This is a genomic window from Psychrobacter sp. I-STPA10 (genome assembly GCF_021012795.1).
GTDB lineage: Bacteria > Pseudomonadota > Gammaproteobacteria > Pseudomonadales > Moraxellaceae > Psychrobacter.
Genome location: NZ_VFYU01000001.1, coordinates 180,187 through 202,499, shown reverse-complemented (window position 1 = coordinate 202,499; position 22,313 = coordinate 180,187). Strand labels below are relative to the sequence as shown.

Genomic DNA, 22,313 nt, shown 5'->3' with positions numbered 1-22,313 from the left:
GTCTGGCAATTCTTACCAAGTCAGAGACGCCCATCTCACTGTTGGCAAATATTTGCAAAAGAATAGACAACCTAAACAACGTAGAAAAACTGTTTAAAAGTAAGAGTTTAACAAAATCTCTAACGCTTTATCTCGTTCTACAACTGTCAACCCTTGATGAAATTGCGTCTTCACCCATCTTTTTTTAAGGTCATATTCAGGGCTATCAGGCAAATTATATAAAGAGGCATCATCGTCAATAATCACAAAGTTTTCATCAGGATTGTTGGCGACCCATTGCAATACTTCATCACAACGATTTGCTAATTCTGCAAAACTTTGCGCTTGATTTACCTTAGTGACTTTGTTGGTGACAATACCCCGATTATTAAACAGTTTCAGCCACTGTACCTCATCATAATGAATACGGTGAGTGGTGGTAAGCACGATATCGGCTTGAGTTTTGGCTAAGATGTGTGCCAAATTCTGCACACATTTAGGGTCAAATGCCATAAACCCATCATCTGCTTGGTGGGCGACTCGCCAAGAGGGAGTAGTGACCATCACCCCATCAAAGTCTAATAAGATTTTTGCCATAAGATTGAGACTCTAATATCTTATGCACCGTCAAATTGAGTGGCATCAATTGGTACTATGTTATCTAAAAAATGTGTATCACCCGTTTGTGCCAGCCGTAATTCATAAGTAGACTGTAAGTTTAGCCAAAAGGTAGCACTACCACCAAAATACTTAGCTAATCGTAAAGCTGTATCAGCAGTAATGCCTCTTTTTTCACGAACAATGTCATTAATACGAGCAGGAGTAACACCAATTGCCAATGCCAAAGCATTGGCACTCATATCCAATGGCTTAAGAAAATCTTCTCGTAATACTTCGCCTGCATGAATGGGGCACATACCATTTTTAATCACATTTTTACTCATAACAAACACCTCTAAGACTAATGATAATCAACAATTTCAACATTTGTTGCACCTTGTTCTGTCCATTCAAAACACAGTCGCCATTGAGCATTGATACGAATACTATACTGACCAGATCTATTACCCTGTAAGGCTTCTAAGCGATTCTCATGTGGGGATTTTAAGTCATCTAAATCAACCGCATTATCTAATTGTAATAACTTCCGTTCAGCCACATTTTTGATAGCAGACCATCGCTTTGTTTTACCAGTACAAAATAGCGTTTGTGTGTCCTCACATTTAAAACTGATGATCACGTATACCTCTACTATCAAACTCTCTAAGATTTATCGATTATCGATAAAAAACAATTTATTATTTAGGGCTTATTATTTAGAGTTTCGATGTATATAAACTAATGGATAAATATACGCAGAAATCTACTTACTCCATATATAAGATAAAATTTGCATGAGAAAATAAGTTAAATAGTATTTGCTAAATGTTAAAATGGCACCATTATTTTTGTTTATTTTATTTATTCTTATAAAACCTAAGGCGATTTTCTATGCTAGCAAAACGTATTATTCCCTGCCTTGATGTCGATAATGGTCGTGTGGTCAAAGGGGTACAGTTTGTCGATATCAAAGACGCTGGCGACCCTGTAGAAGTGGCAAAACGCTACAACGAGCAAGGGGCAGATGAAATCACCTTTTTGGACATTACCGCAACCCATCATGGACGTGAAACCACTTATCATACCGTTGAGCGTATGGCAGAAACGGTATTTGTACCATTAACTGTGGGTGGTGGGGTGCGTCAAGTGGCTGATATTCGTAATTTGCTTAATGCTGGAGCAGATAAAGTTGCCATTAATTCAGCAGCAGTGTTTAATCCAGAATTTGTCGGTGAAGCGGCAAGTCGCTTTGGTAATCAATGTATTGTGGTAGCGATTGATGCCAAACGAGTAGCAGATGTGGTCGATAGTCAGGGTAATACTCAGCCACGTTGGGAAATTTTTACTCATGGTGGACGCAAACCCACTGGCATTGATGCCGTTGAATGGGCAGGTAAAATGGCACAGTTTGGTGCAGGTGAGTTATTGGTGACTTCTATGGACGGTGATGGCACCCGCAAGGGCTATGATTTGGCATTGATGCGTGCCATTACTGACAGTGTTTCTGTACCTGTGATTGCTTCAGGTGGAGTAGGCACGCTGCAACATTTAGCCGATGGTGTATTACAAGGTGGGGCAGATGCGGTGCTGGCTGCCAGTATTTTCCACTTTGGTGACCATACGGTTGGCGAGGCAAAACGCTTTATGGCACTGCAAGGGATAGAGATGCGTCTGTAGTGATGGGTTGAGTAAGATTAATTAATAATATGACAGTGAGCTATTGTATCTCAGTTCTTATTTTTCATGCTAAAACTAAGCCTAAAAAATGTTATTATAGCCACACTTCATTGAACCTATTTTACTAACCAAATCATATTTCTATTTTTAAACCCTATTTTAACTTTTAAGCTGAGACAATCTTATGAAAAACTTACAACAACAACGCAATGATATCACCCATATCGATGGCAACTTATTTGAAAATACCGATGCACGTATTGGTATTGTCGTTGCTCGTTTTAATGGCTTTGTGGTCGAATCGCTAGTTGATGGTGCGTGTGATGCACTATTACGTCATGGTGTGGCAGGTAGCAATATCAGCATCATTCGTGTACCAGGTGCGTTTGAGCTACCATTGGTCGCTCAAAGAGCCGCTGAATCTGACCGCTTTGATGCCATCATTGCTTTGGGGGCGGTGATTCGTGGTAGCACACCACATTTTGACTTTGTGGCTGCTGAATCTGCTAAAGGCTTAGGTCGAGTTGCTATTGACTATAACATTCCTGTGATTAATGGAGTGTTAACCACTGACAGCATCGAGCAAGCCATCGAACGCTCAGGCACCAAAGCAGGCAATAAAGGAGCTGAAGCTGCCATGGTTGCGCTTGAAATGATTGCGGTATTAACCCAGCTTGATGATGACTTAGACGCTGATTTAGACATAGACGAAATCTAGATATAGTCGGCTCAATACAAAACTGGCACAAAGTCAAACTCGCTCGCAGTACCTGCTTTTATAAAAACAGTTACACCTTCGCTCGTTTTCCTTGTAACAGTATTATCTTGAACTGACTATATTTTTTATCTGTCATATCGTTATTTTGCCTTGCGTCTGAAAATTTATTTTTACCAAAAATTTAGGTCTACACCACCATGAGTAATACCCAAAAGCCTGCGACGGCTCAATCGACAAATCAGCCATCATCTTCTACTGAAGCTGACAATCAGTTTGATATCAGTGAATCATCTTATAAAACTGGACATGCAGCGGTACGTAAAGCACGCCGCTTTGCCATGCAAGGTCTGTATGAATGGCTGATGACGGACCGCCGCTTTGAGCAAGAAGGTCAGCGAGAGTGGAAAGCCAATCCACCCCATGATATCGCCGCTCGTACCCGTGCTAATAACGCCATGCACACCGTGCATTTGGGCTATTATCATCAAATGATGCGTGATATTCCTGAGCAAATAGATGAATTAGATACGTTAATTTCCCAGCATCTTGACCGAGATATTAACCTACTTGACCCCATCGAGCATGCCATTTTATTGATTGGTACTTATGAGCTCAAAGACCATTTAGAAGTGCCTTATAAAGTGGTGCTTGATGAAGCAATGAAACTCAATACCCATTTTGGCGCAACTGATGCTCACAAGCTTATCAATGCGGTACTAGACAAACTTGCCCCACAATTACGCGAAGTAGAAGTGGCAGCCGCAGCAGAACAACCCAAAACTGCTACAAAAGCCAAAGTCGAACCAATACAAGCAGAGCAAATACAACAAACTGAAGAGAACACAAACAGTTTCGATACCCAAGAGATTATAGCGACTGAAACCACAGTGACTGATAATATTGACAATGAAGCAGAAGTTTTACCCAAAGCTGAGCCAAAACCACGTATCGGGCTAAAAGCAGGTCAACCTAACCGTAAACGTGCTGTCACTGCTCAAGATACAACTGATAAAGAAAATAAAGAACCAGTAAACACCACAGCAGAAAATATCTCAACAGATACCGCTAGCAATAATGACTGAATTTGAGCTAATTTATCAGATTTTTGCCGAGCAGCAGGCATCTACTGATGGCTCATTGGCACAAGCCGTACATATTGATAAAGGCATTGGTGATGATGCTGCCGTCATATCAATATCTCAAAATAGTAAACTGGTCAGTTGTGTTGACACCATGGTGCAAGGTCGGCATTTTAGTGATGACTGGCAAACGGTAGAAGAGCTTGCCTTTGCTATTGGTTATAAATCGGTGGCGGTTAACTTATCTGACTTGGCAGCAATGGGAGCAACCCCACACCATATCTTACTTGCGTTAGCTTTGCCCAAACGCTTGGCAAATAAAGCATGGCTCACTGAATTTGCCAAAGGTTTATTTCACGCCTGCCAACAATATAACGTCCAGCTTATCGGTGGTGACACCACCCGCCATGACAAATTGGTTATTAGCATTACTGCACAAGGTTTTTTACCGCAAGCCTCTGCCCCCATTTATCGAGATGGAGCAAAAGTTGGTGATAAAATCTATGTATCAGGTACGTTAGGCGATGCCAATTATGCCTTAACTCACCCTGATACCGCTATTGGTCAACAGCTTGCTCACCGCTTACATATGCCAACCCCAAGAGTGGCACTGGGTCAGGCTTTAGCACAGCAAGGTAAAGCAACTGCAATGATTGATATATCTGATGGATTGGTGCAGGATTTGGGACATATTTGCCAGCAAAGTGGGGTGAGTATGCGTGTGAATTTGGAAAATCTGCCCTGTAGCCAAGCAGTTGCCAATATAGAAAACTTGTCTGTAAAAAAAACACCTTTAGCTGAGCGATTATTATGCCAGCTAACAGGCGGTGATGATTATGAGTTGGCATTTACCTTACCTGCAAATATCGATATCTCTAGTATTGCCAATTTACAACAGATAAATAACACCCTCATTACCTGCATTGGTAAAGTAATCGCTACGACAGACTCTTATCACCAACCAATCCTGTTTTATAATAATCAGCCAATTACTGCCAATAATCCTTATCCATTTGACCAGTTACCAAATCTGCATGGTTTTCAGCATTTTTAATTGTTATAAACTTTAATTATCATAAAGAAAATAGATAACACGAGCCTACCCATGACAGACACCCAACACCACAAACCTGACGTTCGCAAAGCCAACGACTGCCCACCACTGCCTGCTAACGCCAGTGCATTTGATAAACTTATTTATTGGCTTGGCATTGGCTTAGGTAGTGGTATGCCCAAACGCGCGGCAGGGACATGGGGAACCGTGGGCGGATTAATTGTCAGTATTCCATTAATGGCATTAGGATTTGTGCCGTTTTTAGTTATTACCATAGTTGCAGGGATTGTTGGGGTTTATATTTGTGGACGCACCTCGAACTTGATGGGCGTACATGATGACCCACATATCGTATGGGACGAATGGGTGGGTATGTGGATTACCTTATTGCCAATAGTTTACGTGGGCTTTAAACCTTTAGACTTAATACAAGGTAACCATATGATAAAAACATGGTTAATCTTACTAGTAGCATTTGTATTATTTCGCTTTTTTGATATTTCAAAACCTTTTCCTATTAGCTGGGCAGATAAAAAAGTATCAGGCGGATTGGGTGTGATGTTAGATGATATTATTGCAGGCATCATGGCAATGGTCATTTTATCTCTTCTACCAACTTTGTTATTGTTCATTGCCTTTTATGTTTTCGGTATGCCTGCTCCAGGTATGCAATAACCCCCTTTTTTACTTATTTAGGACTTACGCAAAAGTACGATATTTGTCTTATAAAGCGGCTGGGAATTATATTGAGCCTCTGGAACTACGTACAGCCAGCGAGTAAATGATTACCAGATGCTAATAATCTAGAAAAATGCGTAAGTCCTATTATTCAGAAATTTCCTTAAATCATTATTTGCCCTATAATAAATCTACTTATTCTAATTTTTTAACAACCAAGACTTTCCACTATGACCACAACAAACACCTCTACCAACGACCAAGATAGCTTATCTGATACGCTATCTATCATCATTCTAGCGGCGGGCAAAGGCACTCGTATGCAGTCCGCCAAGCCCAAAGTGTTGCAAACCCTTGCCCATAAGCCATTATTAGCTCACGTTTTAGATACTTGCGTGCAGCTTAACGCTGATAAAACCATTGTGGTCTATGGCTTTGGTGGTGAGCAAGTGCAATCAGCTATGAGTGATTATTCCTTGACTTGGGTTGAACAAACTGAGCAGCTCGGCACAGGTCATGCAGTAAAAGTCACCTTAAACGAATTGCCACAGCAGGGTAAAAGCCTAATTTTATATGGCGATGTACCACTCGTTAGTCAGCCTACCCTTGAGCAATTATTGTCTGCCAATACTCAAGGTATGTCTATGCTTACCTTAACCGTGGATAATCCTTTCGGTTTGGGTCGTATTAAACGTGATAATGAAGGATGTATTACCGCCATTGTTGAACAAAAAGATGCCAATGAAGAAGAACAAAAAATTCGTGAAATCAACAGTGGTATCTATTGTGTTGATAATGCCTTATTGCATAAATATCTGCCCAAGCTGTCTAACGACAATGCCCAACAAGAGTATTATCTAACCGATATTGTCAAAATGGCAGTCGCTGACGGAATTAATATCATCGCCATTGAGCCGACTTTTAACTTTGAAATAGAAGGCGTCAATGACCGCATCCAATTAGCTCAGCTAGAGCGTACCTACCAAAACCATCAAGTCAGCCAGTTACAACAGCAAGGGGTACAGTTTGCTGACCCCAATCGTGTTGATATTCGTGGTACATTGCAAGCAGGGCAAGATGTATTTATTGACGTCAATGTGGTGTTTGAGGGTAACTGCGTACTTGGTGATAACGTCTATATCGAGGCAGGTTGTGTGATTAAAAATAGCCAAATTGGCAACGCTTGCCATCTAAAGCCATATTGTGTCATTGACCAAGCAACTGTTGGTGCAGGCGTGGATATTGGACCTTTTGCCCATCTACGTCCACAAACAGTACTTGCTGACAACAGCAAAATTGGTAACTTTGTCGAAACCAAAAAATCCAGCATTGGCAAAGGTAGTAAAGTCAATCATCTCAGCTATATTGGTGATGCTGTGGTTGGTGAAGGTGTCAATATTGGGGCAGGCACGATTACTTGTAACTATGACGGCGTTAATAAATCACAAACCATTATTGATGATAATGCCTTTATCGGCTCAAACTCTAGTCTAGTTGCTCCTGTTCATATAGGCAAAACTGCAACGGTGGGCGCAGGTTCAGTGATTACCAAAGATGTGAGCGATGATACTTTAGCGGTGGCTCGTGGCAAACAGGTACAAAAAGAAGGCTGGCAACGTCCAACAAAAAGAAAATAAATTTTGCAACTAATAGTTTAGAATAAATAATAAATTTTAAGGAATCCCTATGTGTGGAATCGTTGGCGCAATCGCTGAGCGTAATATCTCAAATATCTTACTTGAAGGACTAAAACGCCTTGAATATCGTGGTTATGACTCAGCTGGCTTAACCATTATCCAACAGGGTCAAAATGGCGCTGAGCTACACCGTGAACGCCAAGTTGGTAAAGTGCAAGAGCTGGTCAATGCTGTTAACCAAAATCCTGAGTATTTTCAAGGGCATATTGGTATTGCCCATACCCGTTGGGCAACACATGGTGAGCCTGCTGAGCACAATGCACATCCCCATGTATCAGGTAAAGTGGCAGTAGTGCATAACGGCATTGTTGAGAACTACGCCGAACTTAAGCAAGAAATGATGGATAAAGGCTATACTTTCACTTCACAAACAGACACTGAAGTGGTGGCTCACTTAATTGCAGATGCATATGAAACGACTAACAACTTATTACAAGCGGTGGAACAAGTACGTCCTCGCTTGCAAGGTGCATTTGCTTTAGGGGTCATTCATGTTGATAACCCTAATGAGTTGATAGCTGTGCGTTTAGGTTCACCATTGGTTATTGGTGTGGGTATTGGTGAAAACTTTATCGCCTCTGATCAGTTGGCACTGCTGCCAGTCACCAATCGCTTTATGTACCTTGAAGAAGGTGACATTGCACAGATTACTCGCACAGATATTCATGTATATGCCAACGGCGAAATTGTTAAACGTGCTATTAAAGAGCTTGATGCCAAACAGCACAACGCCGATAAAGGCGAGTTTAAACACTATATGCTCAAAGAAATCTATGAGCAACCTGATGCAGTTGCCCGTACCATTGAGATGGCGGTGAAAGATAATACATTAAAAAGCAACTTTTTAATCCCTTATCAAGATAAACTTGCCAGTATTAAACACATTCAAATCCTAGCATGTGGCACAAGTTACCATGCTGGTCTAGTAGCAAAATATTGGTTTGAAGGATTGACGCATCTACCTTGCTCAGTCGAGATTGCCAGTGAATTTCGGTATCGTGAGCCTGTGGTATTAGATAATACCTTGATGATTTGTATTTCTCAATCAGGAGAAACAGCCGATACCTTATCAGCGCTGCGTGATATACAGCGTCGCAACATTAACGGCTTGGTATCTTTGGCATTGTGTAATGTACCCACTTCATCACTGGTACGTGAAACGGATATTTTCTTACCAACAATGGCAGGGGTAGAAATCGGTGTTGCCTCTACCAAAGCCTTTACCACTCAACTCGTTGCCTTAATGCTGTTGGTACTCAAAATTGGTCGTATCCAACAACGCATTGATGATATGACTTTTACGCAGTTAATCAAAGACTTACACCAACTTAATGGGCAGCTACATGCTTGCCTAAAGTTAGATTCACCTATTAAGAAGATGAGTGACTTATTTGAAACCAAGCAAAGCTGCTTATTTTTAGGGCGTGGTGTACAGTTCCCCATCGCTTTAGAAGGGGCATTAAAACTCAAAGAAATCTCTTATATCCATGCTGAAGGTTACGCCGCAGGTGAGCTAAAACATGGACCTTTAGCGCTTGTTGATAAAGACATGCCGATTGTGGTACTTGCACCAAAAGACAGCATGCTCGATAAGCTCAAAGCTAATATGCAAGAGGTACATGCTCGTCATGGTGAACTATTCGTCTTTGCTAGTGAGTCCAGCCAAATCAAGGCAGACGAACGCTTGCATGTTATCTATGTGCCTGATGTTTGTGAAGTGCTTGCACCTATTGTTTATAGCGTACCAGTACAGCTATTGTCTTATCATGTCGCCGTATTGCGTGGTACCGATGTGGATCAGCCAAGAAACCTAGCAAAAAGTGTGACGGTGGAATAAGCTTATAAACTCGCTGACAACAATTGTCAGCGAGTAATAAAGTATCATACTAAGTAATCAATTAGAGATGCCCCATGATTACTACATTACAAAGCATTTTTCACTACCCTGTTAAATCTCTGGGTGGTAATCGTACTAAAGTTGCCAAGATTTATCCAGAAGGTATGAGACATGACCGTCGTTGGCTTATCACTGACTCAGATGGACGCTTTATAACAGCGCGGCAATATCCACAGATGCTATTATGGCAAGCCCATATCAATGACCAACAACATCTCACTTTAACCACACCAAAAGGTGAGCATAAAACAGTTTCTACTCAAGACTGCGAGCAAATAACAGCAGTCACAGTTTGGAAAGATTCGTTTATAGCCCATACTGCACCTGATACCATCAACCAATGGTTAAGTAAGCATTTAGAGACACCCTGCTTGCTGCACTATCTTGGTGATGATAGTCAACGCCCACTTACAGGCTATAACGATAATAGCAAGCTAACCTTTGCAGACAGTGCACCTTACCTGCTGACAACACAAGCCTCACTTGCTGCGCTCAATCAGCAACTCGATAAGCCCGTCACCATGACCCACTTTCGTCCAAATTTTGTCATTGAAGGTGATTTCACGCCTTGGATAGAAGATCAATGGCGTGATATTCGTATTGGTGAGGTACAGTTTGAATTTCTTAAATGTTGTACTCGCTGTGTGATGATTAACATTGACCCAAAAACAGGTGAAAAATCTGTCACCCATCAGCCATTTAAAACCCTACAGCGCATACACCGTGAACGAGCCAATATTAATATTGAAGGTACTCGTACCGAGACAGTTTTTGGTATTCATCTTGTTGCCAAAAATAGTGGCACAATCAGCATAGACTCTGCTGTCTATTTGGCTTAAAACTGACTGTATTGGCTATTGATCCCTATATAAATGATAAAGATAAAAAACCACCATAACGACAATAAGCTATGGTGGTTTTTTAAAGTCTCTACAATCCTGTATTATGCTTTACTACACTATTGCTATTTTTGTTAATCCGAAACAAAAGCAATCTTAGTCAAATTAGCAGCCGATGATGCAGCCAATACTTGAGCAACTGTCTCATATTTACTGTCTTTATCAGCACGTAGCTGAATGGTAGGCTGATTTTCTAATGCTACTTGTCCTTGCTCATCCAATCGTTGCTCTAAGACTTCCATAGTAATGGGATGGCCATCCCAAAAGATACCTGCATCTTGGTCAATACTAATATCAATTGTTTTGGGTGGCATTTCTTGCACTGTGGCACTGGTTTTAGGCAAATCTAGTGGCACACTGGGGTTTAATACGGTGGCAGTGACTAAAAAGATAATCATCAAAACCAGCATAATATCAATCAGTGGAATCAGATTGATTTCACTCATTTGTTGTTGACCGTCTTCGTCACCTAGTTGAAATGCCATAATATCCTCGATTTATTATCTAATACTCGATGTTAAATTGGTAAGTCAATACTGCAAAACGCAAGTGACACTACACTGAAATTAACTTGCTACAAAGAGTTTTGTCCTATTTCTGTTGCTTATATATCTATGCTGTTGGTGTGCTATCTATTGATTTTGCCAGTAATCCATAAGCAGTATCATTTGCTAAATGCATGGTTTTACGGTTCATGCGTACAGCAATGTTATAAAACACAACCGCAGGTATCGCAACTGCCAGCCCTAGACCCGTCATGATAAGCGCTTCACCAACGGGGCCTGCAACTTGTCCAAGTCCAGCTTGACCTGATTCGCCAATACTGTGTAACGCATGGAAGATACCCCATACTGTACCAAACAACCCAATAAATGGAGCAATAGCGGCAGTAGTACCCAAAATAGGTAAGCCTTTTTCGCTACTAAAGCGATAACGCGCAATATTTTGCATTAACACTTGCTCGGTTACTAATTTACGTTGACTGGCATCTGTTACAGAATGTGCTTGCATCTGTGAGTTTACAGTGTTTGTCAAATCTGTTACCACATTATTAGACAACTGATAACTTTGATAAATACGCACAATACCCGTCACCCATGAGGCAATAGATAACGCAAATAAGATAAAAAATAAAGATTTAGTAATGATATCGGTATATTGCCAATATTGTGCAAAGTCCATAAAGACTCCTTCATGCGTAAAAATAAATACGTGATATGTGTAAAAAATTAAAACTCGACCTGAGTTTTATTCAAAAACTATGTTCATATACCCAAATAAATATTATCGAACATATTTAATTGGAACAGTGACAATGCCAACGACGGGCGTACCTGTTTGTTTGTCAATAAAGGGCTGGAATTTAATCTGTTTGGCATCTGTTTCTGCTACTTTATCAATTCTTTTGTTTCCTGATGATTGAGAGATTTTAGCAGCTGTTACGCTACCTTGTTTATTAACAGTAACTTTAACATAGGCTGTAAAAGTATCTCCTGGTCTAGCTCTACGTTCTTCCGACTTTGGAAAAGTATATGCAGGATGGCTTTTAACACGCGCATCACCATAAGAGAAGTTTTGTGGGGTGTTACTAGCAGCGGCAGCAGCAGCTTTTGCATCGGAAGCAGCTTTTGCATCGGCAGCAGCTTTTGCATCGGCAGCGGCTTTTGCATCGGCAGCAGCTTTTACATCAGCAGCAGCTTTTGCATCGGCAGCAGCTTTTGCATCGGCAGCAGCTTTTGCATCAGCAGCAGCTTTTGCATCGGCAGCAGCTTTTGCATCAGCAGCAGCTTTTGCATCGGCAGCAGCTTTTGCATCGGCAGCAGCTTTTGCTGCTTGAGCATTTTTTTGTATCTGAACAGTAGACTCATTAACCGTCACTGTTGGAATATTCGGAATAGGATCAATTTGTGGTTTTGGCTCAGGCTTTGGTTTTGGCTCAGGCTTTGGTTTTGGCTCAGGCTTTGGTTTTGGCTCAGGCTTTGGTTTTGGCTCAGGCTTTGGTTTTGGCTCAGGCTTTGGTTTTGGCTCAGGCTTTGGTTTTGGCTCAGGCTTTGGTTTTGGCTCAGGCTTTGGTTTTGGCTCAGGCTTTGGTTTTGGCTCAGGCTTTGGTTTCGGCTCAGGCTTTGGTTTCGGCTCAGGCTTTGATTTTGGCTCAGGCTTCGGTTTTGGCTCAGGCTTTGGTTTCGGCTCAGGCTTTGGTTTTGGCTCAGGCTTTGGTTTCGGCTCAGGTTTTGGTGTAGCTGGTACAGGCGGCTGTTCTTTTATCTGTTCTATTTCAGGAGGTGGAGGTGGTGTTTGTACCAGAGTGAATTCCAAAGGCTCTACTTTTTCTATTGGTGGCTCTGGTCGCTCTGGAAAGTTAATATCCGATAAAGACCACATAGCCACACCATGCAGTACCAACACCCCTGCAACAACCACCAGTGAAGTTTTGGAAAACAGAGGACGATTAGAAGTATCTGTATACATAAGTACCAAAAGTTAAGTAATGTGCCATGACATAGTTTATCCATATTAAGATAAAGTATGCGATGGTGATGAGGTAAATAAAGACTTTAAAATATATAAAAATCAATGTCTTCTTGAACAGTTTAATGACCGCTTACTAGCTAAAATACAAAAAACAATAATATGATAAATGATAACAATTATCAATTTTAGCACGATATTATATACTTTCTTAACTAAAATTGATAATACAATGAGACAAAAATAAATCATATAATGTCATCACTATCTTATCAATCTGGTCAAGATTTTTTTAATCTGCATATAGAGTATTGAATTTATTGTCTTTTTATAGATAACATTTCTTGTAATTGTATTTTTTACATATGATAATACGACTTATTCCTATTATCAATTTTTATTTTTATATAAAATAGATTAGACAGTCATCACAAACTTGTCATCATAAAGATAAATAAATGAAATTGATTTCAAACCTTCTTTTTTTATTTGGATCATGCTAACCATGTCACAATTTTCACAACTCACTAAACAATTAAAAACGCCGCTCACAGACACTAAAAAAGCAGATTTTTTAGTACATATCAATGAAGAACATCAAGATGAGCTTGCTATGTTTATCCAAGCTTTTGCTAATGTAGTTACAGATGAAACGACGCAACTGCGCTTAACGGAAGTCTATAAAGAAGGGTTGGATTTGAATGTTTACTCACAGGCTACAACTAAGCCACAAACTTATTTTTTAGCCTTTATAAACCCCATCGAGCAGATAACAGAGCTAAAAGATCAATACATTGCTTTAATGCAAAAAGCGGCAACAAAATTAGGCAAAAAAACGATTAAACTTGAAGAGCAATCATTTACCTTAGTTGATAGCCATTACGTTAGCCGCCACATGCTAAGGCTGGTATTGATAGCACCAAGTAACACACCGCTTACCCATGCAGGCTATGCATATTTATTTGATTTAACCACACCTAAAATGGCAGTGACGCACCAAACACAGACAGATGCCAGTGATCACAATGATACCCGACAACATTGCTACTATACTTTACGCCGAGCTTGGCACAGCCCGCTGATACAAAACACCGAAGACGCTACCATCATGGCATGGGTCGATGTATATATTCATGGTGATACCCCAGGTGGTAATTGGGCACGCTCACTACAAGTTGGTGATAGCATCAAAAGTCTGCGTGAATATCCCGAAAAGATTGAGCATTTAAGTCATGGTCAATGCTTACTTATCGCTGATGAAACTTCCTTACCGACAGTGGCACGTTTGCTAGAGACATGGCAAAACCCGACACCACCGATTATTATCGCCATTTGCAATCATGCTGACGATATCACCTATTTACATAATATTCGCTTAGATAGCGATTTATGTTTAACACATATCAGTGAGCAAGCACAGATTATACCCATCATCAATGATGATACACAGGATATCTCCTCTTCTTCGCCATCATTAACTGAACGTATCATTGCCAAGCTCACCGCTTATGAGCAGCAGACTGATGTTAAAATTGATAAGGTTTGGGGGGCATTGGAGGTCAATGATACCAAAGAATTACGTAAAGCGCTTAAGTCTCATCTCAATCTGCCACGACAAAATATGGTCCTAAAAGTATATTGGCGGCGTAATGCGTCATAATAAATACAGCCATAAAATTACCCATAAAAAAGAACAGCCATTTAAGCTGTTCTTTTTTATGGGTAATTCTTAAATATCATTTAAATTATAATTATGTGCTGATAGTCGTTTGATCCCCATTTTCAGATTTACCATGTGGCTGCAAACGCTTAGCAAACCAATTAGATAAATCATCCATAAACGTAAAAATCATTGGAATGACAATCAATGATAAAAAGGTAGAAGTTACCAAACCACCTAATACGGCTGCTGCCATCGGACGACGGAAAGTTGCGTCCACACTACCAAGACCCAACAATAATGGCAACATACCTGCACCCATTGCAACGGTGGTCATGATAATGGGACGGGCACGTTTATAACAGGCATCAAGCAGTGCATCAAAACGGCTAAGTCCATGATCACGCTGCGCTAAAATGGCATAATCCACCAGTAAAATTGAGTTTTTGGTGGCAATACCCATCAACATAATAAAGCCAATCATTGATGGCATAGATAAGCTACTTTGTGTCACTACCAAACCGACAAATGCACCACCAATAGATAAAGGTAATGCCATTAAGATGGTCAGTGGTTGCAGCACTTTACCAAACAATAATACCAATACACCATAGATACAGAAAATACCGACTACCATCGCCATCGCAAAGCCCTTAAATAGCTCTTTCATGTCCTCTGCCTGTCCTTGATCGACTAAGCTAATGGTATCAGGAAGCTGTTGTAAACTGGGCACACTTTTGACAGCTTTTACCAGTCCACCAAGCTCACCAGTACCTACCTGTGTGGTAATGGTAATCGCTCGCTCACGGTCAAAGCGTCTGATGGTAGAAGGTCCTGTACCAAAGTTTAGATCTGCCACTTCAGTAATACGAGTACCCTGTCCTGCACGTGTGCTAGGTACATATAAGTCAGCAAGTTGACTGATATTATCTGTCGCGGACTCAGGCAAGCGCACAACCACTGGGATTTGACGTGTATTCAGATTCAGCTTAGATAAACGCTGCTCATAGTCACCCACTGTTGCCACTCTGAGGGTATCTGCAATACCTTGAGTTGTCACACCCTGATCTGCCATAGCCAGTTGATTGGGTATCACTGATAGCTCTTGCTGTGGCAAGCTACGGTTACTGGTCACATCCCCTGCATTTGGCAGTTGGCGTATCTCTGCCATGACTTTTTGTGCCGTTTGCTCTAGCAATTCTGGGTTGGTGCTGGTCAGTGAAAAGCTATAGCCCGACTCACCACTACTTGACAATCCCACACTAATTCTCGCACCAGGTACAGCAGTCAGCGCATCGGTGATATTACGTTCAATCTGATTTTTATCCAATCGCTGTCCACGCGGTGCGAGAATAATATCCATACTTGCACTATTCACTGCACTACCAGCATGATTAGGATCTAAACTCGCTGCTTGTGGATCACCAATGGCACTAAATACCCGCTCAACCCCTTCTACCTGCATGATACGCTCACGTGCCAATTGGGTAACTTCTGTGGTTTGCTCAAGGTTGGCATCTGGTGTCAGCTCAATACTGACCCGTGTTTGATCAATGTCATTATCAGGAATAAAAGTCGTTGGTAATAACTTAACTAGGCTTAATGAGGCAACAAACATCAACAATGTCGCTCCCAATGTGAGCCAACGATGGTGCAACGTCCAGCCAACCGCTTTAAGATATTTTTGCATCACCCAGCTATCTTTGGGCTGATGATATGACTCAGGACGCATGATATATGCTGCCATCATTGGTGTAATCAGACGCGCCACCAATAACGAAGCCAGAATTGCCATTGCTGCTGTCCAGCCAAACTGACTAAAAAACTGCCCAACCACACCACTCATAAATGCCGTTGGCAAAAATACTGCAATCAGAGTAAAGGTAGTTGCAATCACTGCCAACCCAATCTCATCTGCCGCTTCCATCGCTGCTTGATAAGGGGTTTTACCCATACGCAGATGGCGCATGATGTTTTCCACTTCAACGATGGCATCATCAACCAACACCCCAATAACTAAGGACAACGCCAATAAGCTAATTAGGTTAAGGCTAAAGTCAAACAGATACATACCCAAAAAAGTTGGAATCACCGATAAAGGCAGTGCCACCGCAGAAACAATAGTGGCGCGAAAGTTACGTAAAAATATGAAAACCACCACTACTGCCAATATTGCACCTTCTATTAGCATACGCAGTGAGGCTGCATAATCCTCTGCAATCGGAGTGGCACGGTCATATACCTTGGTGATGCGATAATTTGGCTGTTCATGTTGCAAGGTAGCGAGGGCCTCCGCCACGCGATCAGCCACCTCAACTTCACTTGCCCCACGTGAACGAGTGACTGTAAATGCCACCACCGTTTCGCCATCAAGCTTGGCAAGTGACATGGGTTCAGCCGTACCATCTGTGATGGTCGCAATACTACCCAAGCTTTGTGATCCACCTGCTGGCACTGTGATTTGTATATCATTTAATTGCTGTGCGTTTTCTACCGCACCTAGTACACGTACCGTCTGAGTACTACCACCAACTTTAGCTTCACCCCCTGAAGTATCTTGCTGAATACTGGTAATCTGCTGTGATAGCTGAGTAATAGGAATCTGTAATGCGCTGAGATCTTCTGGTTGAACAGCAACCGTTATTTCTCTATCAAGCCCACCAACACGATTTACTTGACTCACACCTTGAATGTCAGATAAACGTTTATTAATGGTATCATCCACAAACCATGATAAATCCTCAATACTCATTCCATCAGCAGCGACAGTATAAGTAACCACAGGCAAGCCAGCCGTTGATACCTTAGAGATAATAGGATCATTGGCAGCGGCAGGCAAGTCTCCTCGCACCTCCCCCACTGCAGAGCGCACATCATCCACCGCTTCTTGAATCTGCTTTTCTAGCACAAACTCAGTCACCACAGTCGCTGCCCCTGTTTGCAGTGTGGTGTGCATGTGCTTCACACCCTCGATACTGGCAATACGATTTTCAATCTTTTTTGCCACATCATTTTCAAGCTGATTGGGTGCAGCTCCTGGCAGGGTGACCGTAACCACCACCGCAGGTAAATCAATATCAGGAAACTGCTGCACTTTCATTTGCAAAAAGCCATAAATACCACCCATAGTCAGCAGTACAAATAGCAAAATAGCAACCAGTGGGTTTCTTATTGAATAAGCAGAAATATTTAAGCTCATGGTCGTTTATCCTATTTTGCTATTTTTAGCTTGCATCTTTTGCAGCACTACTATCCGTTTGCTCAGAGGCAAGGCGAACCACATCACCATCATTTAAGAAACCACCTCCTTGACGTACTATCGCCACAGACTCAGGTAATGGCTTAGCCAATACCACCTGATCACCAAGGCGTTCTGCTATCTGTATTTTTTTACGGCGAACACGATAAATATCCTCACCATCTGCCCCTTTATCAAGCTCAACAAACATCACATAATCATAACCATCATTAGTTACAATGGCACTCACTGGCAGGGTTTGACCATCTTGCTTACCGAGCATAAACGTCCCTCGCTGATACATGCCCGCTCTGGCAAACTTACTATTGGCTAAGGTTGCAAAGATACTCACCTGTCGGCTACCTTGTTCAGCCGTCGGTGCAATACGTGTTACTTTACCCATCACACTATGTTTATTAGGCAAGCTCACCTGTACGGGTGTGCCTACATTAATCTCACCTAATTTGTTGGGATCAACTTGTGCTTGCCATTCTAAAGTACCGTTTTCGATGATGGTAAATAAGGGTGCTTGCCCTGCCACACTACCCACGTTCGCTGTTTTTTCACTGATAAGTCCGCTTACTGGTGCGGTCACCTTGGCATTATTTAAGTTAAGATTTTGATTGTTTAATCGTGCCTCAGCTGCCGCAACTGCTGCCGCAGCTTGTCTAGCAGTCGCCACATAGCGGTCCGCCTCTTGTTCACTCACCGCATTAATCTCTAACAATGGTAGTACACGGTTGGCATCACTTTCAGCAAGTTGTAATTTGGTTTGTGCTTCAGCTAAATCAGCTTGAGCCTGTATTTGTTGCTGCTGCATCGCTTGAGTATCAAATACTGCCAAGACTTGACCTTTTTTGACCCAACTGCCCTCTTCAGCCAATACCTGTTCAATGGTCACACCAGAGACCTTGCCACTTACTGTCGCCACATTTTTTGGCACAATCGTACCATCAGCACTCAGTGAATCTTCAAACACACTTTGTTTAGGAGTAATGATATCCACACTCAAAACTGGTTTTTGCGGTACAGAGGGTTCTGTTACTTCAGTGGCAGTTGTCATTTGTGAGGACGAGGACGACGAAGGAGATGTGGTCGAGAGTGAAGACGATGAAGCAGACGTTGGTGGCGCTGCTAACTGCTCTTGTGCTTTTTTCTCACCCCACATGCGTCCTGCCCAAACACCAATGGCAAGCACCACTAGCATTAATGGTAATAGCCAAATCCAGCGAGGTTGTGTTGCTATTTGCTGATAGCTTGGCGGTGGGGTGATGCCTGCATCACCATTTGCTATTGGTGTTTTGGACAAGTTTTGATCAGATAAAGTCTGGCGCTCATCTGCTGGTGATGACTGCTTTGATGGTTGTGTTTGTGGCGACTTAGCGTCAGGCGGTGTGATATTAGATGATGAACTCATAATGCTCTCGTATATCTCGCATACAGATGCGGCAGTTAGACTTGATACTATGTTAATAAAAATATTTGCAAATGCTATGTTTATTATTAAATTGAATATAGAAAATTATACGTGAATTGCATCGCTTGTGCTTAGGCTTGATGTAACCTAACTTTATCTTCTAATAGGAGGACGTTTATTTATAACTTAGGACCTGTTTTCATAATCCAAAATCAGGGGAGTTTTAAACTAAAACTGCGTAATACAAGGCAAATTTTGGGGCGAATAGTTACTCTATTTAACCTAAAATTTAACGCCGTAGTACGTCTATTTTAGGCAAAAATCCACCATTATGGGTTGTGAATACAGGTTCTTAATACTTTAGTATTCGCTAATTAATGATGATTTGATTAAATATTAAAAATATATAATGATTTTGAATCTATTTATTATATTGTTCTTTGACCATAATTTTGTATTCTTTTACAAACTCCTTGCCGGGAAAATTTGTACCATACGTCCCTCCTACCAACTTAATATAAATAGGCTTTAGTACAATGGGTGTGCCTTGAACTGTTAAATGATTATAATCTGGATATCCATCGGTATCAATATGGTGCAAAATGCGAAAGTTTGTATCAGATACTTTCGCAGAAAAACTCATTTCAACGACTGATCCCCCTATTATTTCTATTTCAGCTTGATAAGGATCATTCAGATAGGCGTCAGGCAGTTTATTTGGTTTTATTTCAATAGGCTGGCTACAACTTGTCAGTAGTAATGCCATTATTAAGGGGAGGCTATTTATTTTCATTGTATACACTCCATTAAACCTAACCGCTAGGTATAACCTCCAAGGAAAAATAAGACAATTAGCCAATCATAATTCACTAAACATTAGTATAACGGCTTGCCTCTGGCATCCAGCGGTGGATCAGTAGGCTGACCTCAGCTTTGCGCTTGGGGTCGTTAATCAGACGTTTAGCAAGGCTACGGGCAATAAGCAGTAGATGTTCATCACGAGTCAGCTCAGAGATATAGTAACCGACATTACCTGTTTGGCGTTTACCAAGCAGTTCACCTGGTCCACGCAGTTGCAAGTCTTTTTGAGCGATGACAAAGCCATCACTGCTATCACGCAGCACGTTTAATCGCTCAATACCTGTCTCAGATAATGGCGTTTGGTACAGCAACACGCAGTAGCTTTTGGTTGAACCACGTCCAACCCGACCTCGTAGCTGATGTAACTGTGATAACCCAAGCCGTTCGGCATTTTCGATGACCATGAGCGACGCATTGGGCACATCAACACCCACTTCAATAACAGTGGTAGCGACCAGCAAGTCTAACTCAGCATTTTTAAATGCCTGCATCACCGCTTGCTTCTCAGCCGCTTTCATTTTGCCATGTACCAGACCAATACGGATATCTAAACGGTCGTCTAAATCTGCATAAGTCGCCTCAGCAGCTTGGGCATCTAAGACACTCGACTCTTCTACCAATGGACACACCCAATAGGCTTGTTTACCTTGGGCGCAGTTAGCAGCGATACGCTCAATGACTTCATCACGGCGATTGCGGTCAATAGTAACAGTCGTAATCGGCGTACGCCCGGGTGGCAGCGCATCAATAATGGAGGTATCCATATCACCATAGGCACTCATCGCAAGAGTACGAGGAATGGGGGTGGCAGTCATCACCAACTGATGCGGGGTACTGTTTGCCACACCTTTATTGGTCAATGCCATGCGCTGCTCAACCCCAAAACGGTGCTGCTCATCAATAATAACTAAGCCAAGTTTGGCAAACTGCACACTGTCTTGAAACAGCGCATGGGTACCGACGACAATTTGCACCTCGTTTTCTGCCACCGCACTCAGTGATTCTCGGCGTTGTTTGGCAGTCTGCTTGCCAGCGAGCCAACCAACCCCGATACCAAGTGGCTCAAACCATTGTTGAAAGTTCAATAAATGCTGCTCAGCGAGTATCTCTGTCGGTGCCATTACTGCCACTTGCCAACCACTATCAAGAGCATAACAAGCGGCAATGGCAGCAACCAAAGTTTTGCCTGCCCCTACATCTCCTTGTACCAAACGCAACATGGGAATGGAGGTCACCATATCACTGGTAATCTCATCAATAACACGCTGCTGCGCTGCGGTTAACTCAAAGGGTAAGTTGGCAAGTAACTTTTTTGCAAGCAGGCTTTGAGCTTCACATTTGGGGGCTTTGTGCTGATGCAACTGCTGACGACGATATAACATGCTGAGTTGATGAGCAGTTAGTTCTTCGATAATCAGCCGCTGACAAGCAGGGTGAGTACGCTCGATTAACTGCTGCAAATGCTGAGCTTGTTGCCCTAGATGCACATACATGGGTGGGGTATGGATAAGTAGCAATGCCTCAAATAAGCTCATAGCAAACGGTTGCACGTTATTATGGCTACTGTGGTTATGGCTATGACTGTGGCTAGATGATTGATTATTTGGCTCAGCGACTGCTTGCGCCATGGCTTGTGATAATGTAATAAACATATCACTACTGCGACGTTGTGATGCGCCTACTTGAGTATTAACCGCGGTTAAATGTGCCACTGATTGCCAATCTGTCGCTGTAAATACCGTCATCGGTATACCTTGCTGCTGCACCGTTTGCAATGCCAGTTTGATAAGCGTACGTAGTTTGTTTTGATGTAAGCCTTTAATGGTGGGATAAATCGGCTGTAATCCAGTATTTTCTAATGGCTCATTACCTGTCACCACGGTATATTCTGGGTGGTGCATCTGCACCCCATAACGATTGATTTTCACCTCACCAAATAATCGCAGCTGCGTCCCCACACTCATGGTCTGTAGCAGGCTACGATAAACCTTAAAAAAGCGTAGGGTTAACTTTGCACTGCCATCTTCGACAATCACCGTCATACCGCTGCGTTTATTATCCACATGTACGATACGAGCTTCGACAAGCGCTGCCTGTCCATCTTGCAAAGTATTGATAGCGACCAAACGGCTGCGATCTTCATAACTTCGTGGCAGATGCAACAATAAATCAAAAATTCGCTGAATACCAAGCTGCTCAAGCTGACCCTCAACTTTAACACCCACCCCCGCCAGTGCACTAACAGGTAAATCAACCACTGAGCTTGGCACGGATGGCGCCGATGGCATAGAGGAGGAAGCATTTGTGGGTGTAGTAGACATAAGCAATCGTCAATCAAAAAAAGTGTATGAATCAAAGATTATAGTGTAGTGTATTGGCTATGATTTTAA

General features: G+C 42.0%; 19 protein-coding genes. 9 read left to right on the top strand and 10 right to left on the bottom strand.

The genetic code is table 11. The annotated features are described in order from the left end of the window. Positions 1–93: 93 nt before the first annotated feature. Genes FHK89_RS00870 through FHK89_RS00860 form a run of 3 tightly spaced genes read right to left on the bottom strand, consistent with a single transcriptional unit; the run spans position 94 to position 1,219 of the window. The gene (locus tag FHK89_RS00870) at positions 94–576 is read right to left on the bottom strand and encodes an HAD domain-containing protein (protein ID WP_230655782.1); all 483 of its coding nucleotides are present in this window, start codon (positions 574–576) and stop codon (positions 94–96) included. A 20-nt stretch (positions 577–596) separates the two neighbouring features. Next, on the bottom strand, positions 597–923 hold the full coding sequence (locus FHK89_RS00865) for a HigA family addiction module antitoxin (RefSeq protein ID WP_230655781.1): 327 nt from the start codon (positions 921–923) through the stop codon (positions 597–599). 17 nt (positions 924–940) lie between these two features. Then, positions 941–1,219 (bottom strand): type II toxin-antitoxin system RelE/ParE family toxin, encoded by a 279-nt coding sequence (locus FHK89_RS00860; protein WP_230655778.1) that lies wholly within the window; start codon positions 1,217–1,219, stop codon positions 941–943. Between the two features lie 251 nt (positions 1,220–1,470). Here FHK89_RS00860 and hisF point away from each other — a divergent pair, with 251 nt between their 5' ends. The 8 genes from hisF (at position 1,471) to FHK89_RS00820 (ending at position 10,218) form a co-directional block, all read left to right on the top strand. After that, a complete protein-coding gene (gene hisF, locus FHK89_RS00855; protein ID WP_230655776.1) occupies positions 1,471–2,256 on the top strand; it encodes an imidazole glycerol phosphate synthase subunit HisF in 786 nt (261 codons plus the stop codon). Between the two features lie 184 nt (positions 2,257–2,440). Further along, positions 2,441–2,974: a 6,7-dimethyl-8-ribityllumazine synthase gene (gene ribH, locus FHK89_RS00850; RefSeq protein WP_230655774.1), complete on the top strand. Its 534-nt coding sequence runs from the start codon at positions 2,441–2,443 to the stop codon at positions 2,972–2,974. Between the two features lie 197 nt (positions 2,975–3,171). Further along, the gene (nusB, locus tag FHK89_RS00845; RefSeq protein ID WP_230655772.1) at positions 3,172–4,056 is read left to right on the top strand and encodes a transcription antitermination factor NusB; all 885 of its coding nucleotides are present in this window, start codon (positions 3,172–3,174) and stop codon (positions 4,054–4,056) included. Beyond that, positions 4,049–5,107 carry a thiamine-phosphate kinase gene (thiL, locus tag FHK89_RS00840; RefSeq protein ID WP_230655770.1) on the top strand — a complete coding sequence of 353 codons (1,059 nt, stop codon included), beginning with the start codon at positions 4,049–4,051 and terminating at the stop codon, positions 5,105–5,107. Before nusB ends, thiL begins: the two co-directional genes overlap by 8 nt. A 51-nt stretch (positions 5,108–5,158) precedes the next feature. Beyond that, on the top strand, positions 5,159–5,782 hold the full coding sequence (locus FHK89_RS00835; protein ID WP_230655768.1) for a phosphatidylglycerophosphatase A family protein: 624 nt from the start codon (positions 5,159–5,161) through the stop codon (positions 5,780–5,782). 233 nt (positions 5,783–6,015) lie between these two features. Continuing rightward, a complete protein-coding gene (glmU, locus tag FHK89_RS00830; RefSeq protein WP_230655766.1) occupies positions 6,016–7,422 on the top strand; it encodes a bifunctional UDP-N-acetylglucosamine diphosphorylase/glucosamine-1-phosphate N-acetyltransferase GlmU in 1,407 nt (468 codons plus the stop codon). A 49-nt stretch (positions 7,423–7,471) separates the two neighbouring features. Then, complete coding sequence (gene glmS, locus FHK89_RS00825; RefSeq protein ID WP_230655765.1) at positions 7,472–9,319, top strand: glutamine--fructose-6-phosphate transaminase (isomerizing); 1,848 nt, start codon at positions 7,472–7,474, stop codon at positions 9,317–9,319. A 74-nt stretch (positions 9,320–9,393) separates the two neighbouring features. Then, the gene (locus tag FHK89_RS00820; RefSeq protein WP_230655764.1) at positions 9,394–10,218 is read left to right on the top strand and encodes an MOSC domain-containing protein; all 825 of its coding nucleotides are present in this window, start codon (positions 9,394–9,396) and stop codon (positions 10,216–10,218) included. 134 nt (positions 10,219–10,352) lie between these two features. Here FHK89_RS00820 and FHK89_RS00815 read toward each other — a convergent pair whose 3' ends face one another. The 3 genes from FHK89_RS00815 to FHK89_RS00805 form a co-directional block, all read right to left on the bottom strand. Next, on the bottom strand, positions 10,353–10,763 hold the full coding sequence (locus tag FHK89_RS00815; protein ID WP_230655763.1) for an ExbD/TolR family protein: 411 nt from the start codon (positions 10,761–10,763) through the stop codon (positions 10,353–10,355). A gap of 127 nt (positions 10,764–10,890) precedes the next feature. After that, positions 10,891–11,460, bottom strand: a complete 570-nt coding sequence (locus FHK89_RS00810) for a MotA/TolQ/ExbB proton channel family protein (RefSeq protein ID WP_230655762.1) — start codon at positions 11,458–11,460, stop codon at positions 10,891–10,893. Between the two features lie 102 nt (positions 11,461–11,562). Further along, the gene (locus tag FHK89_RS00805) at positions 11,563–12,747 is read right to left on the bottom strand and encodes a TonB family protein (RefSeq protein ID WP_230655761.1); all 1,185 of its coding nucleotides are present in this window, start codon (positions 12,745–12,747) and stop codon (positions 11,563–11,565) included. A gap of 505 nt (positions 12,748–13,252) precedes the next feature. Here FHK89_RS00805 and FHK89_RS00800 point away from each other — a divergent pair. After that, positions 13,253–14,407, top strand: a complete 1,155-nt coding sequence (locus FHK89_RS00800) for a siderophore-interacting protein (protein ID WP_230655760.1) — start codon at positions 13,253–13,255, stop codon at positions 14,405–14,407. 91 nt (positions 14,408–14,498) lie between these two features. Here FHK89_RS00800 and FHK89_RS00795 read toward each other — a convergent pair whose 3' ends face one another. The 4 genes from FHK89_RS00795 to recG form a co-directional block, all read right to left on the bottom strand. Beyond that, the gene (locus tag FHK89_RS00795; RefSeq protein ID WP_230655759.1) at positions 14,499–17,606 is read right to left on the bottom strand and encodes an efflux RND transporter permease subunit; all 3,108 of its coding nucleotides are present in this window, start codon (positions 17,604–17,606) and stop codon (positions 14,499–14,501) included. Between the two features lie 25 nt (positions 17,607–17,631). Continuing rightward, a complete protein-coding gene (locus FHK89_RS00790) occupies positions 17,632–19,062 on the bottom strand; it encodes an efflux RND transporter periplasmic adaptor subunit (protein ID WP_230655758.1) in 1,431 nt (476 codons plus the stop codon). Between the two features lie 421 nt (positions 19,063–19,483). Further along, a complete protein-coding gene (locus FHK89_RS00785) occupies positions 19,484–19,855 on the bottom strand; it encodes a hypothetical protein (protein ID WP_230655757.1) in 372 nt (123 codons plus the stop codon). Positions 19,856–19,931: 76 nt separating this feature from the next. Continuing rightward, the gene (gene recG / locus FHK89_RS00780) at positions 19,932–22,211 is read right to left on the bottom strand and encodes an ATP-dependent DNA helicase RecG (protein ID WP_442966541.1); all 2,280 of its coding nucleotides are present in this window, start codon (positions 22,209–22,211) and stop codon (positions 19,932–19,934) included. Positions 22,212–22,313 lie beyond the last annotated feature (102 nt).

What these genes read in the sequence shown, in the direction of transcription:
- glmS (WP_230655765.1), top strand. Translation starts at nt 7,472, where the DNA reads ATGTGTGGAATCGTTGGCGCAATCGCTGAGCGTAATATCTCAAATATC.
- glmU (WP_230655766.1), top strand. Translation starts at nt 6,016, where the DNA reads ATGACCACAACAAACACCTCTACCAACGACCAAGATAGCTTATCTGAT.
- recG (WP_442966541.1), bottom strand. Translation starts at nt 22,211, where the DNA reads ATGCCATCGGCGCCATCCGTGCCAAGCTCAGTGGTTGATTTACCTGTT.
- FHK89_RS00790 (WP_230655758.1), bottom strand. Translation starts at nt 19,062, where the DNA reads ATGAGTTCATCATCTAATATCACACCGCCTGACGCTAAGTCGCCACAA.
- FHK89_RS00805 (WP_230655761.1), bottom strand. Translation starts at nt 12,747, where the DNA reads ATGTATACAGATACTTCTAATCGTCCTCTGTTTTCCAAAACTTCACTG.
- FHK89_RS00795 (WP_230655759.1), bottom strand. Translation starts at nt 17,606, where the DNA reads ATGAGCTTAAATATTTCTGCTTATTCAATAAGAAACCCACTGGTTGCT.
- nusB (WP_230655772.1), top strand. Translation starts at nt 3,172, where the DNA reads ATGAGTAATACCCAAAAGCCTGCGACGGCTCAATCGACAAATCAGCCA.
- FHK89_RS00870 (WP_230655782.1), bottom strand. Translation starts at nt 576, where the DNA reads ATGGCAAAAATCTTATTAGACTTTGATGGGGTGATGGTCACTACTCCC.
- thiL (WP_230655770.1), top strand. Translation starts at nt 4,049, where the DNA reads ATGACTGAATTTGAGCTAATTTATCAGATTTTTGCCGAGCAGCAGGCA.
- FHK89_RS00865 (WP_230655781.1), bottom strand. Translation starts at nt 923, where the DNA reads ATGAGTAAAAATGTGATTAAAAATGGTATGTGCCCCATTCATGCAGGC.
- FHK89_RS00820 (WP_230655764.1), top strand. Translation starts at nt 9,394, where the DNA reads ATGATTACTACATTACAAAGCATTTTTCACTACCCTGTTAAATCTCTG.
- FHK89_RS00835 (WP_230655768.1), top strand. Translation starts at nt 5,159, where the DNA reads ATGACAGACACCCAACACCACAAACCTGACGTTCGCAAAGCCAACGAC.
- FHK89_RS00810 (WP_230655762.1), bottom strand. Translation starts at nt 11,460, where the DNA reads ATGGACTTTGCACAATATTGGCAATATACCGATATCATTACTAAATCT.
- FHK89_RS00800 (WP_230655760.1), top strand. Translation starts at nt 13,253, where the DNA reads ATGTCACAATTTTCACAACTCACTAAACAATTAAAAACGCCGCTCACA.
- FHK89_RS00785 (WP_230655757.1), bottom strand. Translation starts at nt 19,855, where the DNA reads ATGAAAATAAATAGCCTCCCCTTAATAATGGCATTACTACTGACAAGT.
- FHK89_RS00815 (WP_230655763.1), bottom strand. Translation starts at nt 10,763, where the DNA reads ATGGCATTTCAACTAGGTGACGAAGACGGTCAACAACAAATGAGTGAA.
- ribH (WP_230655774.1), top strand. Translation starts at nt 2,441, where the DNA reads ATGAAAAACTTACAACAACAACGCAATGATATCACCCATATCGATGGC.
- hisF (WP_230655776.1), top strand. Translation starts at nt 1,471, where the DNA reads ATGCTAGCAAAACGTATTATTCCCTGCCTTGATGTCGATAATGGTCGT.